Annotated in this window: 17 protein-coding genes; 10 read left to right on the top strand and 7 right to left on the bottom strand. The window is 69.3% G+C overall.

Translation table 11 applies throughout. The annotated features are described in order from the left end of the window. The gene (locus A4X16_RS14535) at positions 1 to 762 is read right to left on the bottom strand and encodes a hypothetical protein (protein ID WP_067121724.1); all 762 of its coding nucleotides are present in this window, start codon (positions 760 to 762) and stop codon (positions 1 to 3) included. Positions 763 to 995: 233 nt separating this feature from the next. Between A4X16_RS14535 and A4X16_RS14530 the strand changes: the two genes are divergently transcribed. Genes A4X16_RS14530 through A4X16_RS14520 form a run of 3 tightly spaced genes read left to right on the top strand, consistent with a single transcriptional unit; the run spans position 996 to position 3396 of the window. Continuing rightward, positions 996 to 1811: a basic amino acid ABC transporter substrate-binding protein gene (locus tag A4X16_RS14530; RefSeq protein WP_067121722.1), complete on the top strand. Its 816-nt coding sequence runs from the start codon at positions 996 to 998 to the stop codon at positions 1809 to 1811. Between the two features lie 35 nt (positions 1812 to 1846). Continuing rightward, the gene (locus A4X16_RS14525; RefSeq protein ID WP_067121720.1) at positions 1847 to 2644 is read left to right on the top strand and encodes an amino acid ABC transporter permease; all 798 of its coding nucleotides are present in this window, start codon (positions 1847 to 1849) and stop codon (positions 2642 to 2644) included. Beyond that, entirely contained in the window at positions 2641 to 3396 is a 756-nt protein-coding gene (locus tag A4X16_RS14520; RefSeq protein ID WP_067121718.1) for an amino acid ABC transporter ATP-binding protein, read from the top strand. Before A4X16_RS14525 ends, A4X16_RS14520 begins: the two co-directional genes overlap by 4 nt. Positions 3397 to 3493: 97 nt before the next feature. Here the strand turns inward: A4X16_RS14520 and A4X16_RS14515 are convergent, their stop codons facing one another. From A4X16_RS14515 to A4X16_RS14500, 4 genes are read right to left on the bottom strand one after another with little or no spacing between them, the layout of a single operon-like run. Continuing rightward, positions 3494 to 4573, bottom strand: a complete 1080-nt coding sequence (locus A4X16_RS14515) for an ABC transporter ATP-binding protein (protein WP_067121717.1) — start codon at positions 4571 to 4573, stop codon at positions 3494 to 3496. After that, positions 4570 to 5364: an ABC transporter permease gene (locus A4X16_RS14510; RefSeq protein WP_067121716.1), complete on the bottom strand. Its 795-nt coding sequence runs from the start codon at positions 5362 to 5364 to the stop codon at positions 4570 to 4572. The genes A4X16_RS14515 and A4X16_RS14510 overlap by 4 nt, the downstream gene beginning before the upstream one ends. Then, positions 5361 to 6311: an ABC transporter permease gene (locus A4X16_RS14505; protein ID WP_157560216.1), complete on the bottom strand. Its 951-nt coding sequence runs from the start codon at positions 6309 to 6311 to the stop codon at positions 5361 to 5363. The genes A4X16_RS14510 and A4X16_RS14505 overlap by 4 nt, the downstream gene beginning before the upstream one ends. Next, the gene (locus A4X16_RS14500) at positions 6308 to 7453 is read right to left on the bottom strand and encodes an ABC transporter substrate-binding protein (RefSeq protein ID WP_067121714.1); all 1146 of its coding nucleotides are present in this window, start codon (positions 7451 to 7453) and stop codon (positions 6308 to 6310) included. Before A4X16_RS14500 ends, A4X16_RS14505 begins: the two co-directional genes overlap by 4 nt. Before the next feature lie 280 nt (positions 7454 to 7733). Here A4X16_RS14500 and A4X16_RS14495 point away from each other — a divergent pair, with 280 nt between their 5' ends. Then, the gene (locus A4X16_RS14495) at positions 7734 to 8561 is read left to right on the top strand and encodes a sulfite exporter TauE/SafE family protein (RefSeq protein WP_067121713.1); all 828 of its coding nucleotides are present in this window, start codon (positions 7734 to 7736) and stop codon (positions 8559 to 8561) included. Positions 8562 to 8619: 58 nt separating this feature from the next. Here A4X16_RS14495 and aspS read toward each other — a convergent pair whose 3' ends face one another. Next, a complete protein-coding gene (gene aspS / locus A4X16_RS14490; protein ID WP_067121712.1) occupies positions 8620 to 10401 on the bottom strand; it encodes an aspartate--tRNA ligase in 1782 nt (593 codons plus the stop codon). 114 nt (positions 10402 to 10515) lie between these two features. Here aspS and A4X16_RS14485 point away from each other — a divergent pair, with 114 nt between their 5' ends. Next, positions 10516 to 10890 carry a DUF5684 domain-containing protein gene (locus tag A4X16_RS14485; protein ID WP_067121699.1) on the top strand — a complete coding sequence of 125 codons (375 nt, stop codon included), beginning with the start codon at positions 10516 to 10518 and terminating at the stop codon, positions 10888 to 10890. Between the two features lies 1 nt (position 10891). Continuing rightward, entirely contained in the window at positions 10892 to 11521 is a 630-nt protein-coding gene (locus A4X16_RS14480; protein ID WP_067121696.1) for a histidine phosphatase family protein, read from the top strand. Positions 11522 to 11534: 13 nt separating this feature from the next. Here A4X16_RS14480 and A4X16_RS14475 read toward each other — a convergent pair whose 3' ends face one another. Then, positions 11535 to 12443, bottom strand: a complete 909-nt coding sequence (locus tag A4X16_RS14475) for an NAD(P)/FAD-dependent oxidoreductase (protein WP_067121694.1) — start codon at positions 12441 to 12443, stop codon at positions 11535 to 11537. Between the two features lie 60 nt (positions 12444 to 12503). Between A4X16_RS14475 and A4X16_RS14470 the strand changes: the two genes are divergently transcribed. From A4X16_RS14470 to resB, 4 genes are all read left to right on the top strand, one after another. After that, the gene (locus A4X16_RS14470) at positions 12504 to 12908 is read left to right on the top strand and encodes a MerR family transcriptional regulator (protein ID WP_067121690.1); all 405 of its coding nucleotides are present in this window, start codon (positions 12504 to 12506) and stop codon (positions 12906 to 12908) included. A 102-nt stretch (positions 12909 to 13010) separates the two neighbouring features. Then, positions 13011 to 13661, top strand: a complete 651-nt coding sequence (locus tag A4X16_RS14465) for a TlpA family protein disulfide reductase (RefSeq protein ID WP_067121687.1) — start codon at positions 13011 to 13013, stop codon at positions 13659 to 13661. Between the two features lie 16 nt (positions 13662 to 13677). Next, positions 13678 to 14457, top strand: a complete 780-nt coding sequence (locus A4X16_RS14460) for a cytochrome c biogenesis CcdA family protein (protein WP_067121684.1) — start codon at positions 13678 to 13680, stop codon at positions 14455 to 14457. Positions 14458 to 14485: 28 nt separating this feature from the next. After that, complete coding sequence (gene resB, locus A4X16_RS14455; protein WP_231880382.1) at positions 14486 to 16351, top strand: cytochrome c biogenesis protein ResB; 1866 nt, start codon at positions 14486 to 14488, stop codon at positions 16349 to 16351. The last annotated feature ends 3 nt before the right edge of the window (positions 16352 to 16354 follow it).

Raw genomic sequence — 16354 nt, 5'->3', positions numbered from 1 at the left:
TCAGCCGGCGAGGAGGGAGATCAGTGCCGCCTTCGTCAGGCGGGAGTATCCGGTGCGTCCCTCGGCTCGGGCGCGAGCGCGGAGCTCCGCCACTGTGAGGCCCGACAGGTCCTCGGATGCCGTGCGGGCCGGTGCGGCCTGCGTCGGCGCGTCATCGGCCGGCGCGGCGACCCTGGGGGGTGCGTCGGTCCGCGGCGCTGCCTTCTTCGCGGAGGTCTTCGTGCTCGGCGCGGCGCCCTTCTTCGGCGCGGCGGCCTTCTTCGGCGCGGCGTCCTTCTTCGGCGCGGCGTCCTTCTTCGGCGCGGCGTCCTTCTTCGGTGTGGCGTCCTTCTTCGGCGCGGCCGTCTTCGATGCGGCGTCCTTCGGCACGGCCTTCTCGGCAGCGGAATCCTTCGACGCGGCCTTCTTCGGCGCAGCGTCCTTCTTCGCCGTGGCGTCCTTCTTCTTCGAGGCGTCCTTCTTCTTCTTCGAGGCGTCCTTGTTCTTCGTCGCGTCCTTCGAGGCGTTCGCCTCCAGACGGGCGGTGGCCTGCTGGAGCCGCTCGGTGGCGGCGGCGGCCGACTTCGCGACCTTCTTCGGACGATCCGCGATCCGCTTCTTCGACACCTTCGCCGCGTCCTGAGCGTCCTCCACGAGGGGCTTGAGCTTCTTCGCGCTCTTCTTCGGCAGCGACTTGATCAGCTTCTTCGCGTCCCTCGCGGCATCCTTGGCGGCGTCGAGAGCCGACTCCGCGGTGCGCTGCGCTGCCGTCTTCTTTGCCATGGTCGATCCTCCTCCCTCGGGAGCGCGTCCGCTCCACGTGTGGCACGAAGACTAGCGACCCCAGGTGAACAGCAGGTGCCTCGCGCTCGTGGGGTGCGTCACAGTCCGACGTACTTGCAACACAAATGTGATCCGCAGAATGCTGCCGTCGTCCGTCGAGCCGTCGCGGCCCGTGTTTAGATGTTCTCCTACCCGTCCGTGGGCATTCGGCCCTCGTCCCCTCAGGAGCTGACATGCAGCGTCGCACCATCATCGCCGGGATCGCGCTCGCCGCGACCGCCACTCTCGCCCTCGCCGGTTGCGCGGGCGGCTCGGGCGGATCCGGTTCGGGTGAGCCCGCCGCCGACAACGAGTACGGTCTCGTCGACGCCGGCACGCTGACGGTCTGCTCCGACATCCCGTACCCGCCGTTCGAGTTCGAGGGCGGCGACAACGGCACCGGATACACCGGCTTCGACATCGACCTGCTCGCCGCCATCGCCGAGAAGCTCGACCTCGAGCTCTCCGTGCAGGACGTGGGCTTCGACGCGCTGCAGTCCGGCACCACCCTCGCGGCCGGCACGTGCGACATCGGTGCATCCGCGATGACGATCACCGAGGAGCGTCAGGCCAACATCGACTTCTCCGACCCGTACTACGACTCGCTGCAGTCGCTGCTCGTCCGCACGGACTCCGGGATCGAGTCGATCGACGACCTGTCCGGCAAGAACGTCGGCGTCCAGCAGGGCACCACGGGTGAGGCCTACGCCAACACGAACGCCGAGGGCGCGCAGATCGTGCAGTACCCCTCCGACGGAGAGCTGTGGCCGGCCATGCAGGCCGGACAGATCGACGCGATCCTCCAGGACCAGCCGGTGAACCTCGAGCACGAGAAGGCCGACAGCGCCTACGAGATCGTCGAGGAGTACAACACCGACGAGTCGTACGGCTTCGCCTTCGCGAAGGGCGAGAAGGACGCGCTGCTCGACGCCGTGAACGGTGCGCTGAAGGAGCTCCGCGACAGCGGCGACTACCAGACGATCTACGACACCTACTTCACCGCGAACTGACCGGGCGGGAACGGTAGGTCGGGAGGACCTTGACAATGGCGTTGAGGCGCACCACGAAGCAGAAGCTGTATCGGTACATCGTCTACGCGGTGCTGATCGCGATCGTCGTCTGGGCGGCCGTCACGACGAACTGGGCGAAGATCGGACCGCTGTTCTTCAACCCCGAGGTCGCGGCGAAGATGTTCCCGGGCATCATCACCACGGCCCTCGTGAACACGCTGTGGTTCACGGTCGTGGCGTTCGCCGGCGGCCTGCTGCTCGGCATCGTCCTGGCTCTGCTGAAGCTGTCGAGCATCGGTCCCTTCCGGTGGATCGCGACGGCGTGGATCGAGCTGTTCCGCGGGCTCCCCGCGATCCTCACGATCTTCGGCGTCGCCTTCATCGTGCCGATCGCGACCGGCATCCGCGGTCAGGAGCTCGGCGGCCCGGTCGTGCTCGGACTCATCGGACTCATCCTGGTGGCCTCGGCGTACATGGCCGAGACCATCCGCGCCGGTCTCCAGGCCGTGCCCAAGGGGCAGACCGAGGCGGCCCGCTCGCTGGGCATGTCCCCGATGAAGACCACCTTCTGGATCGTCGTCCCGCAGGGCTTCCGCATCATCATCCCGCCGCTCACGAACGAGTTCGTGCTGCTGCTGAAGGACACGTCCCTGCTGTTCATCGCCGGCGCCTTCATCTGGTCGAAGGAGCTCACGACGTTCGCACGTGACGCGACGACGCAGAACTCGAATGCGACGCCGCTGATCATGGCGGCGATCCTGTACCTGATCGTGACGATCCCGCTCACGCGCTACACGGCGTGGCTGGAGCGGCGGATGGCGAGGCAGCGATGACCACCGACCTGATCGACGTGCACGCCCCCGTGATCGACGTGCAGGGGCTCGTGAAGACGTTCGGCGACAACGAGGTGCTCAAGGGCATCGACCTCACCGTCACCGCCGGCGAGGTCGTCTGCGTGATCGGCCCTTCGGGGTCGGGCAAGTCGACGCTCCTGCGCTCGGTGAACCTGCTCGAGGAGCCGACCGGCGGCAAGGTGCTCATCGAGGGCATCGACATCACCGACCCGGACGTCGACATCGACCGCGTGCGCACCCGCATCGGCATGGTGTTCCAGAGCTTCAACCTGTTCCCGCACCTGAGCGTGCTCGACAACCTGACCATCGCGCAGCGCCGGGTCAAGAAGCGCGGCAAGGCGGAGTCGGAGAGGATCGCTCACGAGATGCTCGGCCGCGTCGGGCTCTCCGAGAAGGCGGGCGCCTTCCCTGGGCATCTGTCGGGTGGTCAGCAGCAGCGCGTCGCGATCGCGCGCGCACTGTGCATGAACCCCGACATGATGCTGTTCGACGAGCCGACCTCCGCGCTCGACCCCGAGCTTGTGGGCGAGGTCCTGCAGGTCATGCGGTCGCTCGCCGACGAGGGCATGACGATGCTCGTGGTCACGCACGAGATGGGTTTCGCCCGCGAGGTCGGGTCGCGTCTGATCTTCATGGACGGCGGACACATCGTCGAAGAGGGCGATCCGCGGGAGGTGCTGGCGAACCCGCAGCACCAGCGCACGAAGGACTTCCTCGCGCGGGTGCTCTGACACCGCGCACGCCGCACGCACGAGACCCCTCCCGCTGTCCTCAGCGAGAGGGGTCTCGTGCGTGGGGTGCGGGCGCTGCACTCCGGAGCGAGCCGAATCAGCCGCGCGGGTGCACCGCGACCGGCTCCGGAGCCACGGCGATGCGCACGCGGTCACCGAAGGCGGGATGGATCCCCGGCGCGTGCTGCAGCCGCACGAGCTCGCCCGACTCGGTGCGTACGAGCGTCCGACGCATGCTGCCGAGGAACGTGCTCTCCTGCACGAGCGCGTCGGTCGCGGCATCCGCCTCGGACGCGAAATGCACGTTCTCCGGCCGGAGAAAGACGTCGACGGGACCGTCGGCCGGCGTCTGCAGCGGAAGCCTCTGACCCCACACGACGACGTGGTCACCCTCCGCGACCCCCGAGACGACGCTCGAGAGCCCGACGAAGGCGGCGACGCCCGCTGTCGAGGGCGCGGTGTAGAGCTCCTCCGGCGAGCCGATCTGCTCGATGCGACCGGAGTTCATCACGGCGATCCGGTCGGAGACCGCGAGGGCCTCCTCCTGGTCGTGGGTGACGAAGACGGTCGTGATGCCGAGGCGCAGCTGGATGCGGCGGATCTCATCGCGCAGCTGCACGCGCACCTTGGCGTCGAGCGCCGACAGCGGCTCATCGAGGAGCAGGACCTTGGGCTCCGTCACCAGCGCGCGAGCCAACGCCACACGCTGCTGCTGACCACCGGACAGCTGGTGCGGGAAGCGCTCGGCGAAGTCGGCGAGCCCGACCAGCGCGAGGGCGTCGAGCGCGCGGGTGTTCGCCTCCGCCTTGCCGACACCGCGGCGGCGCAGACCGAACGCGGTGTTCTCGACGACGCGGAGGTGCGGGAAGAGGGAGTAGGACTGGAACACCATGCCGATGTCGCGCTTGTTCGTGGGCACGCGCGAGACGTCCCGCCCACCCAGCAGCACGGCCCCGCTGTCGAGGCCTTCGAGACCGGCGAGGACCCGGAGCAGCGTGGTCTTGCCGCATCCGGACGGACCCAGCAGCGACACGAACTCGCCCGGCGCGATGTCGAGGTCGACGCCGTGCAGCACGGTGGTGCCGGAGTAGCTCTTGACGATGCTCTGCAGCTCGACGCGCGTGCCTTCGCCGGCCTCGGCCAGCAGCATGTTGTCGGCGGTCTGGGGGAGGGTCATGCGCGGGCCTTTCCGTTGCCTCGGGCGAGGCGGCCGATGAGGAGGAGCAGGAGGAAGACGAACAGGAGCGCCAGCAGGGTGAAGATCGCGGGTGCGTAGGGATCCTGCTTCTGCACGACCACCATGGCCGTCTGGAACACCTGTCGGTTGAGGAGCGACGCGATCGTGAACTCGCCCAGGACGACGGCGATCGAGATGAGCGAGGCCGCGAGGAGCCCCTGGCGCAGGTTGGGGGCGAGCACCTTCAGCACGACGGTCGGCCAGCTCGCGCCGAGGGAGCGCGCCGCCTCGGCGAGGGTGCGCAGATCCGCCGCGTCGATGGACGCCTGGATCGAGCGGTAGGCGAACGGCAGCACCGTGATGCCGTAGGCGAAGGCCAGGGTCCAGGTGCCGGTGCCCAGCGTGCGCCCGATCTGCAGATAGATCGGGGCGAGGCCGACCACCAGAACGATGGCGGGGATCGAGATCGGCAGCAGGACCGCGAACTCGAACGCCGGCTTGAGGCTGCCGAATCGCAGGTTGACCAGGATCATGGTCGGCGCGAGCAGCAGGAGCACGATCGCGACGGTCACGACCGCGAGCACGAGCGAGTTGCCGAGGCCCGTCCAGATCGGGCGGATGGCCGCCGACGCCGCGGGGTCGAACAGGGCGGCCCAGCGGTCGAACGACAGGGAGTCGTCCGTCGAGCGGAGGGTGTAGAGGAAGGTCGAGATCAGCGGGATCGCGAAGAACGCTCCCACGAGGATGCCGATGATCCAGCGCGTCACGGGGGAGGGGGCGAGACGGTTCATGCCTGCCACCTCGCTGCCCGACGCTGGATGAGGGAGTAGAGGGCCATGACGACTCCGACGATGACGATCATGCCGAGCGCGAGAGCGCCGGCGAGGTTCTCGCGGCCGAGCACGGTCTCGCTCGTGAGCGCGGCGCGGATCTGCAGCGGCACGATCTGCGAGCCCTGACTGGCGAGGGCGGCGGCCGTCGCGTACGACGAGAAGGCGTTCGCGAAGAGGAGAAGCAGGCTGGCGAGGAACGACGGAGCGAGGACCGGGATGCCGATGCGCAGCCAGAAGCTCGCCCGCGTGCCGCCCAGCGTCAGGTTCGCCTCGGCCCACTGCGGCTTCAAGGCCGCGAGCGCGGGCATGAAGGTGATGACCATGAGCGGGACCTGGAAGTAGATGTAGGGGAGGATCAGGCCCGGCAGCTCGTAGAGCCAGGTGCCGTTCTCGAAGATGTTGATGCCGAAGGTGTCCTGCAGGAACAGCTTGACGATGCCCTGGATCCCGATCGTCGCGATGAAGGCGAACGCGAGCATGACGCCGCCGAACTGCGCGAGGACGCCGGCTGCGGCATCCACGGTGGAGCGCACCGCGCCCTCCGGGTTCATGCCGAGCAGCGCGTAGCAGACGAGGGCGCCGACGACGGCGCCGATCACGGCGGTGAGCAGGGAGACGCCCGCCGAATTGGCGAACGTGGTCAGCACGACGGGGTCTGCGAGCGCCGACACGTTCGTCCACGTGAAGGCGCCGTCGGAGGTGAAGAAGCCCGAGCCGATCGCGAGGATCGTCGGGACCGCGAGGAACAGCAGGACGTATGCGGCGAACGGGACGAGGCCGAGCCACGCGAGGGAGGGCCCCGAGCGCAGGGACCGCGAGCTGGTCGCGGGCCCTGCGCTCGGCGTCACGGGGATGAGGGGGGCGGATGCCGGAGCATCCGCCCCCACGGTGGTGGCAGAGGTCACTGGACCGCCGCTGCCCACTTCTCGCCGAGCAGCGTGCCGGCGTTCGTGGACTGCTCCTCGGTCGGGACGACCGTCTCGGCGGGGACCTCGGGCAGGGCGTCCGCCAGGTCGGCGTCGATCGTGCCGGCCTCGGTCATGGCCTCCATGCGTGCCGGACGAGCGCCGCCCTTCAGCCACAGGTTCTGGACCTCGTCGCTGTAGAGGAACTCCTGCCACAGGCGCGCGGCGGCCGGGTTCGGGGCGTCCTTGTTGATCGCCTGGTTGTAGTAGCCCGCGTAGCCGGTGCCGTCGAGGACGACGACCTTCCAGTTCTCGTTGTCGGCGGTGTGCGCGGCGTTGAGGTAGTCCCAGTCGAAGACGACCGGCGTCTCGCCGCTCGTGACCGTCGCGGTGGTGACGTCGACCTTGAGCAGGTTCCCGGCCTTCTGGAGCTCCGAGAAGAAGTCGATCCCGGGCTGGAAGTCGTCGAGCGTGCCGTCGGACTGGACCGTCGCGAGACCCACCGCGGCGAAGGCCGCTCCGGCCTGGGTCGGGTCGCCGTTGATCGCGACGGCGCCCTTGTAGGCGGCATCCTTCAGGTCGTCGAGGGACTCGGGAGCGTCGAACTTCGACGAGTCGTATCCGATCGACATGTACCCGCCGTAGTCGCCGACGAACAGGCCGGAGGGCTCCTTGAGGGCGTCGGGGATCTCATCCCACGTCTGCACCTGGTACGGGGCGAACACGTCGGTGTTCTGCAGCGCGACCGTGAGGCCGAGGTCGAACACGTCCGGTGCGGTGTCGAGGCCGGCGTTCGTCTCCGCGGCCTGGATCTCCTCGGCGCTCGACACGTCGGGGGATGCCTCGTTGATGGTGATCTCGGGGTACTTCTCGGTGAACAGATCGAGGATCTCGCCGTAGTTCGCCCAGTCCCGCGGAAGCGCGATGACGTTGAGCTGACCCTCGGCCTTCGCGGCCTCCTCGAGCTCCTCGAAGCTGCCGAAGTCCTCGACCGAGGTCGCGGTCGCCGCGTCGACCGCGTCGCCGCCGGCGTCGCCGCCCGAGGCGTCGGCCGCACCGGAGCAGGCCGTCAGGCCGAGCGCGGCGGTGGTGATCAGGGCGAGGCCGGCGCCGATGCGCGCACGGCGGTGGAAGTTCGTCATAAGGGTCCTCTCGGTGTCCGGCGCTGTGAGCCGGGGATTCGGGTTGCGAGAGGACACTATGGGCCGTGGGTTGCCGATCGGCCCGGGCCGGGTGAACGCGCGGTGTCCGAGTGGTGGCGGATATATCGCGAACGGTCGCATCCTGCGGCGAAACGACGTTCGCTCGGACGTCTGCCCGGAGTTCGTCCGCGGAATCGGTGATCGTCCGCGGCTGGATCTCGGGGAACGGCATCGGGCGGCAGCGTCATCCCGGCGGTGGCGGGTCTGACATCCTGGAGGGATGGACATCGGCGGGATGCTGGGGCTCGAGCAGCTCACCTGGGGAACCCTGATCCTGATCGTGGTCGCGGCCTTCGCGGCCGGATGGATCGACGCGGTCGTCGGCGGCGGCGGGCTGCTGCAGCTGCCTGCGCTGCTCCTCATCCCGGGCATCTCCCCGATCCAGGCCCTCGCGACGAACAAGCTGGCGTCCGTCTTCGGCACAGCCACGAGCAGCGTCACCTACTACCGCCGCGCGAGACCCGACATCCGCACCGCCCTCCCCATGGCCGCGATCGCGCTCGCCGGATCGTTCGGGGGAGCGGCGGTCGCGACCGTCCTGCCCGCCGCCGCCTTCAAGCCGATCATCGTCGTGGCTCTGCTGGCGGTCGCCCTGTTCACGGCGTTCCGTCCGCAGATGGGGGCCGCGACGCGGCTGCGGTTCAGCGGACACAAGCACCACATCATGGCGGGGCTCGCCGGGCTGGTGATCGGCTTCTACGACGGGCTGATCGGGCCGGGCACCGGCACCTTCCTCGTCATCTCCCTCGTCGCCCTCCTCGGCTACGACTTCCTGCAGGCGAGCGCGAAGGCGAAGATCGTGAACCTCGCGACGAACACGGGGGCGCTGCTGCTGTTCATCCCGCACGGCGCCGTGCTGTGGCTCCTCGGCGGCATCCTCGCGGTGGCGAACGTCGCGGGCAGCTACCTGGGTTCGCGCATGGCGGTCTCGAGAGGCACGCGATTCATCCGCGTGGTGTTCCTGGTCGTGGTCGTGGCGCTGATCGCGAAGCTCGGCGTGGACGTCTGGAACGAGAACATCGCGCCGGCGCTCGCGACGCTGCGCTGAGCGAGCAAGAGGCCCCCTCCCGGTGTGCGGGAGAGGGCCTCTTGCTCGGACGTGAGCGTCAGGCCTCGTCGTCCTCGGGCTCGTAGTCGACGCCGGCCTCGGCGCGCTGCTCGGCCGAGATCGGTGCCGGAGCGGCGGTCAGCGGGTCGAAGCCGTTGCCGGACTTCGGGAACGCGATGACCTCGCGGATCGACTCCGTCTTCGACAGGTGCTGCAGCACGCGGTCCATGCCGAGCGCGATGCCGCCGTGGGGCGGGGCGCCGAACTTGAACGCGTCGAGCAGGAAGCCGAACTGCTCCTGCGCGACCTCGTCGCTGATGCCCATGACCTCGAACACGCGCTTCTGCACGTCCTCGCGGTGGATGCGGATCGAGCCGCCGCCGAGCTCCGAGCCGTTGCAGACGATGTCGTACGCGTAAGCCAGAGCGGAGCCGGGGTCGGTGTCGAACGTCGCCTCGAACTCGGGCTTCGGGCCGGTGAACGCGTGGTGCACGGCGGTCCAGGCTCCGGCGCCGACCGCGACGTCGCCGGATGCCACGGCATCCGCCGCCGGCTCGAACATCGGGGCGTCGACGACCCAGGTGAACGCGAACTCGTCGGGGTTCAGGTAGCCGAGGCGGCGCCCGATCTCGACGCGCGCGGCACCGAGGAGGGCGCGGCTCTCCTTCGTCGACCCGGCGGCGAAGAACACGCAGTCCCCGGCCTCCGCGCCCACGAGCTCGGCGAGCCCTGCCTGCTCGGCCTCGGACAGGTTCTTGGCGGCGGGGCCGCCGAGCGTGCCGTCCTCGTTGAACAGGACGTACGCCAGGCCGCGGGCGCCGCGCTGCTTCGCCCAGTCCTGCCACGCGTCGAGCTGCTTGCGCGGCTGGCTCGCACCGCCGGGCATCCGCACGGCACCGACGTACTCGGCCTGGAACACCCGGAACGGCGTCTCGGCGAAGTACTCGGTCGCCTCGACGATCTCGAGACCGAAGCGGAGGTCGGGCTTGTCGGAGCCGTACTTCGCCATCGCCTCGGCATACGTGATGCGGGGCAGCGGGGTCTGCACCTCGACGCCGATCGTCTTCCACATCGCGACGACGAGCGACTCCATCAGCGTGATGACGTCCTCCTGGTCGACGAAGCTCATCTCGATGTCGAGCTGCGTGAACTCCGGCTGACGGTCGGCGCGGAAGTCCTCGTCGCGGTAGCAGCGCGCGATCTGGAAGTACTTCTCGACGCCGCCGACCATGAGCAGCTGCTTGAACAGCTGCGGCGACTGCGGCAGCGCGTACCAGCTGCCCGGGTGCAGGCGCGCCGGCACGACGAAGTCGCGGGCGCCCTCGGGCGTCGAACGCGTGAGGGTCGGCGTCTCCACCTCGGTGAAGTCCTCGGCGTGCAGCACATCGCGGATCGCCTTGTACACGTCGGAGCGCAGGCGCAGGGCGGATGCCGCGGCGGGGCGCCGCAGGTCGAGGTAGCGGTACTTGAGGCGGGCCTCCTCGCCGACCGTCTCGGTGTCGGCGACGGCCGTGGACACCTGGAACGGCAGGGGAGCGGACTCGTTGAGCACCTCGACGTCCGTCGCGATGAGCTCGACCTCACCCGTGGGGAGGTTCGGGTTCGCGTTGCCCTCGGGGCGGCGCGAGACCTCGCCGGTCACCTTGAGGACGAACTCGTTGCGCAGCGGGTGCGCGATCTCCTCGTCGCGGATCACGACCTGCGCGATGCCCGAGGCGTCCCGCAGATCGATGAAGGCGACTCCTCCGTGATCACGACGGCGATCCACCCACCCCGAGAGGGTGACGGTCTGGCCGATGTGCTCGGCTCGCAGGGAGCCGGCGGAGTGAGTGCGAAGCACGGAGGATTCCTCCTGATCTGGGAAATGGTGAACCCGCTCATTCTACGGGGGAGGTGTCGCCTCCTCCGTCGGTGGCATGTCGGTCAGTAGGATCGCCACGACGGAAAGGGAATCATGGACTCCAACGGCATCTCCGACCTGTACGCCTCGATCTTCTCCGGGACGACGGGGCTCATCGCCCTCGTCTTCTACGTGCTCGTCGCGATCGGCCTCTGGAAGGTGTTCACGAAGGCCGGATACCCCGGCATCCTCGCGATCATCCCCATCGTGAACGTGGTGTTCCTCGTCAAGATCGCCGGCATGTCGGGCTGGCTCGCCCTGCTCTACCTGATCCCCATCGTCGGGTTCGTGTTCGGGATCATCGTCGCGGTCAAGCTCGGGGAGCGCTTCGGCAAGGGCGGGCTCTTCTCGTTCTTCCTCCTCTTCGTCTTCCCCTACATCGGGTACCTGATCCTCGGCTTCGGCGAGTCCCGCTACCGCGCGGTCTGAGATGGTGGCCTCGCGACTGCATCTGGTCCGCCACGGAGAGGTGCACAATCCGGCGCGCATCCTCTACGGACGTCTGCCCGACTACCACCTGAGCACGGCCGGCCGCGGCATGGCGCAGGCGGCGGCGGACCACATCGCCGACCTCGAACGACCCGTCACGGCGCTGTTCGCATCTCCGCTCGAACGCGCGCAGGAGTCCGCCCAGCCGTTCGCGGAGGTCTTCGGTCTCGAGCCCGAGACCGACGTCCGCCTCATCGAGCCGACGAACGTGTTCGAGGGCACGCGCATGAAGCGCTCGCTCATGAACCCGCTGAACTGGTGGCATCTGCGCCAGCCCGCGCTCCCGAGCTGGGGCGAGCCGTACGCGTCGATCGCCGAGCGGATGCTGGGACTGATGGGCGAGGCCTGGCACGAGTCGTCGGGCGGCGACCTCGTGATGGTCTCGCATCAGGCGCCGGTCTGGGTCACGCACCTCCGGGTGGCGGGTCTGCCGCTGCAGCACGATCCGCGCACGCGGCGCTGCGCGCTCTCGAGCATCACGTCGTTCGAGCTCGTCGGCGACGTGTGGCGCGAGGTCGCCTACGTCGAACCCGCGGCGACGGGCGGCGCGGTGGACGTCGGAGCGGTCTGACCTTCGCAGCGGGTCAGTGCGCCGAGAGCGACTGGATGACCCCGATCGCGGCGAGCTGACCCGCGGCCGCGGCCATCACGACCGACGCCAGCGGGCCGGGGAGCGATGAGCGATGCGCGAGGTCGCCGGCGGCGAAGACCCCCGGCGACGAGGTGCGTCCGAAGTCGTCGATCTCGATCGATCCCGAGTCGAGCAGCCGCAGCCCCAGCTGCGCGGCGAACGGAGCGCGGTGGCGCAGGGCGGCGGATGCCACGAAGACGCCGGCCACGTCCGATCCGCCCGCGGCCGTCGAGACGCGCACACCGCCGTCGACGGATGCGGAGGCGGCGACGGCGCTCACCGGCTCGGGGCTGACCCGCGCGCCGAGCTCCTCGAGCATCGCGGTCTCCTCGTCGGTGTACGCCTCGCCCACGGGGTACGCGGTGATCTCGCCGACGATGCGCCCGAGGAGCCCGATCAGGTGCTGGGCTCGCGGAGCGGCACCGAGGATGCCGATCGGTCGCCCCGCGTGCTCATGACCGTCGCAGAACGGACAGCTGAACGCCGCGATCCCCCAGAGCTCCTGCAGGCCGGGTACGGCGGGGAGGTCGTCGGCGACACCGGTCGCCAGGACCACGTGCCGCGCGCCGACCGTGCTGTCGTCCGCGAGCACGACCGAGAAGCCGCCGTCGAGGGGCGCGACGCTGCGCGCCGCGACGTCGCGGATCTCGACGTCTCGGTAGTCGGCGAGCTGCGCGCGTGCGGTCGCGCGAAACTCGGCGGGCGGGGTGCCGTCTTCCGCGACGACGTTGTGCATGTGCAGCACGGTTCCGTTGCGGTACTCGCCCGAATCGAGGAGCAGGGTCGATCGATGCATCCGTCCCAAGGTCAGTGCGGCCTGCAGGCCGGCGGGGCCTGCTCCGATCACGATCGCGTCGTACATGCGGGGTCCTCCAGAGGGTGTGATGTTGCGTGGTCGCCCATTCTGTGACTTCATGTCAACATGAAGTCAAACTCCGCGCATCCGTGGTCCGTCGGCGACGTCGCCGCGCGCTTCGATCTGCCGACGAACGTGCTGCGTCATTGGGAGTCTGTCGGCCTGCTGCAGCCCCCGCGCGATGCATCGGGGCGACGGCGGTACGGCCAGGATGAGATCGTGCGCATCGCGGTGATCCGACGCAGCAAGGCCGCGGGCATGAGCCTCGAGCAGATCGCCGTGCTGCTCGACGACGAGAGCGCCGGTCGTCACCAGGTGCTCCAGCAGCACCTCGACGACCTGGACCGTCGGATGGACGAGATGCGCATCTCCCGCGCGATGACCGAGCACGCGATGCAGTGCCGGGCGCATGACATCGCGACCTGCCCGGGCTTCCGCGCGCACGTCGCCGACCTCGTGTCGAGCCTCTGAGGAGTGTCGTGTCGGATGGCTGCGGCGTCCCCGCTCGCAGACCGCGCGCGGAGGCCGCGCCGTCCGGCCCACGCATAGGAACCCCCGCGTACACTGGGAATCGTGCCACTCGCCTCGACGGTTCGTCCGATCCGCAGCGGCCGCTCCTCTCGCACCCGGCTTCCTCGCCGAGCGATCGGTGCCGCGCTCGCCGCGGTGCTCGCCATCGGTCTGAGCGCCTGCGCTCCCGACGCGGTCAGCGACTCCTTCCTCAGCGGGGAGAACACCGGATACGTCGCGGCCGACGGTGCGATCGTCGAGATCCCCGTGGCCCAGCGCGGCGAGCCCGTCGAGTTCGGCGGCGTGACCGAGGACGGCGAGCAGTTCGACAGTGCGGACATCGCCGGCAAGGTCACCGTCGTCAACTTCTGGTACGCCGGCTGCGCGCCGTGCCGCGTCGAGGCCGGCGATCTGGAGGCCGTCTGGCAGGAGCAGGGCGGAGACGACGTCGCCTTCGTCGGCATCAACACGAGGGACCAGGCCGACACGGCCAAGGCGTTCTCCGAGGAGTTCGGCGTCACCTACCCGAGCCTGATCGACGTCGACACGGCCGAGGCCAAGCTCGCCTTCGCGGCATCCGTGCCGATCCAGGCGACGCCGACGACCCTCGTGCTCGACAAGCAGGGGCGCGTGGCAGCCCGCATCATCGGGCCGATCGACGGCACCTCCGTCCTCTCGACGCTCGTCGAGGACGCGCTCGCGGAGGACTCGTGACCGCCTCGGGAGCGTTGTGAGCCCAGAAGTCGTCATCGGATCGGGAGCCCTGTGGCTCGCGATCCCCGTCGCGATGCTCGCGGGGCTCGTGTCCTTCCTTTCGCCCTGCGTGCTGCCGCTCGTCCCCGGATACCTCGGCTTCCTCGGCGGCGCGGCCGCCCCCCGACGCACGACGACGGACCGTGCCGCGACGGACGGCAGCGCTCCCTCGGCATCCGGTCGAGGACGGCTGGTGCTCGGCGTGCTCCTCTTCATCCTCGGATTCAGCGCGGTCTTCGTCTCGCTGACCGCGCTGGGCGGCCTGGCCAACGTCTTCCTCATCCAGTGGGGCGAGCTGGTCACGCGCATCCTCGGCGCCGTCGTGATCCTCATGGGGCTCGTCTTCCTGGGTCTCTTCGGCTTCGCGCAGCGCGAGTTCCGCTTCCACGTCGACGCGAAGCTCGGCCTCATCGGAGCGCCGCTGCTCGGTGTCGCGCTCGGCATCGGCTGGGCACCATGCCTCGGGCCGACGCTCAGTGCGATCTTCGCCCTGTCGTTCAACGCGGGCGACCCGGTGCGAGCCGGATCCCTCGGCCTCGCGTACTCGCTCGGGCTCGGCATCCCGTTCCTTCTCGTCGCGCTGGGCTTCGGCTGGGCGACGAAGACGATCGGATTCCTGCGTCGGCACATCCGCGTGGTGAACGTCATCGGCGGCATCCTGCTGATCGCGCTGGGAATCCTCATGGTGACCGGCCTGTGGACCGACATCATGTCGCGACTGACGGCGGTGATGAGCAGTGTCATCCTCCCGCTCTGATCAGAGGAAAACGGACCGGAAGGATGCCGTGAGCACCGAGACCGAGCGATCCAGCGATCCGCTCCGACCGTCCGACCACGTCGACGGCGACGAGACGATCGCCCAGCCGCGACTCGGATTCGTCGGCTGGCTGCGCTGGTGCTGGCGTCAGCTGACGTCGATGCGCACGGCCCTCGTCCTGCTGCTCGTGCTCGCGATCGCGGCGGTCCCCGGCTCGATCTTCCCGCAGCGAATGGCCGACCCGAACGGCGTCACCCAGTGGGAGCGCGACAACCCCGATCTCTTCCCGGTCCTCGACGCCCTCAAGCTGTTCGACGTGTACCTCTCGCCGTGGTTCTCGGCGATCTACCTCCTGCTGTTCACGTCGCTCGTCGGCTGCGTGATCCCGCGCATCAAGCACCACGCGAAGGCGCTCCGGGCACGTCCGCCCCGCACGCCGGCCCGTCTGAAGAGGCTGGCGGACTTCCGCGAGGTCGAGCGGGCGTCCTCGGATGCCGCCGCTGATGCGGTCTCCTCGATCGACATCGCCACGAAGCAGCTGAAGGCGCTCGGCTACCGGGTCGAACGCTACGACTCCGGTCGCACGGCCTCGGTGTCGGCCGAGCGCGGATACTGGCGCGAGACCGGCAACCTGCTGTTCCACCTCGCGCTCGTCGGCGTGCTCATCACCGTAGGCGTGGGCGGCGGCTTCGCGTACACGGGCCAGCGCGTGCTCGTCGAGGGGGAGACCTTCGCCAACACGCTGCTCGACTACGACTCGATGAACCGCGGGCGCTTCGTCGGCGACGATGCGCTGGCGCCGTACTCGATGCGGCTCGACAGCTTCGACGTGACGTATCAGCCGTTCGGCGAGCCCGGCTCCGGACAGGCGGGCGACTTCTCGGCGAACGTCACGCTGCAGGAGAACGGCGAGGAGCGCACCGGCGCGGTCAAGGTCAACGAGCCGCTGGCCGTCGCCGACGACAACGTCTTCCTGCTCGGCAACGGCTATGCGCCCACCATCACGGTGCGCGATCCCGACGGCGACGTGGTCTTCACCAACAGCACGCCCTTCCTGCCGCAGGACAACAACATGACCTCTCTGGGCGTCATCAAGGTCGCCGACGGCCTCGCCGAGCAGGTGGGACTGGTCGGGTTCTTCTACCCGACGACCGGCGTGCTCGACACCGGGGCGTTCTTCTCCGGCTTCGGCGATCTCACCAACCCCACCCTGACGCTCGACGTCTACACCGGCGATCTCGGCATCAACGAGGGCGTGCCGCGGTCGGTGTACGTGCTCGACACGACGGGCATGACCAAGCTCACCGGGCGCACCACGGATCTCGATTCCATCGAGCTCACGCCCGGTCAGACGGCGGATCTGCCCAACGGGCTGGGCACGGTGACGTTCGAGGACGAGTCGCCGGAGGGCGCCACCGACGCCTCGCAATCCGTGAAGCGCTTCGCCTCGCTGCAGATCCACCGCGACGCCTCCGGGCCGTGGGTGCTCGGGTTCGCGCTTCTCGCGCTCGGCGGCCTGATGCTCGCGCTGTTCGTGCCGCGTCGCCGCGTCTGGGTCAAGGCCACGGCCGCCGGCGGCGCCGTCGCCCTCGAGTACGCGGGTCTCGCGCGCGGAGAGGACCCCACGCTCGCGGCGGCCGTCGACGACCTCGTCGCGGGCCATGCTCGTCTGCTCGACGCCGCCGGCGTCACGAGCGCTGTCGTCACGAGCGCTGTCGTCGAGGAGCGCGGAAGCGCGGACGAGACCACGACCGCGGACGGACCCGACCGACCCGCATCCGAGGACGCAGGCGGACCCGAGAGCGCAGGCGGATCCGAGAGCGCAGGCGGACCCGAGAACGAGACTGCGGACGGACCCGACCGCCCCGCATCCGAGACCCCGAAAGTAGACTGACAC

Source organism: Microbacterium sp. H83 (assembly GCF_001650405.1).
Taxonomy (GTDB): domain Bacteria; phylum Actinomycetota; class Actinomycetes; order Actinomycetales; family Microbacteriaceae; genus Microbacterium.
Note: the sequence above shows the minus strand (reverse complement) of the source record. Positions and strands in the feature narration are given on the sequence as shown.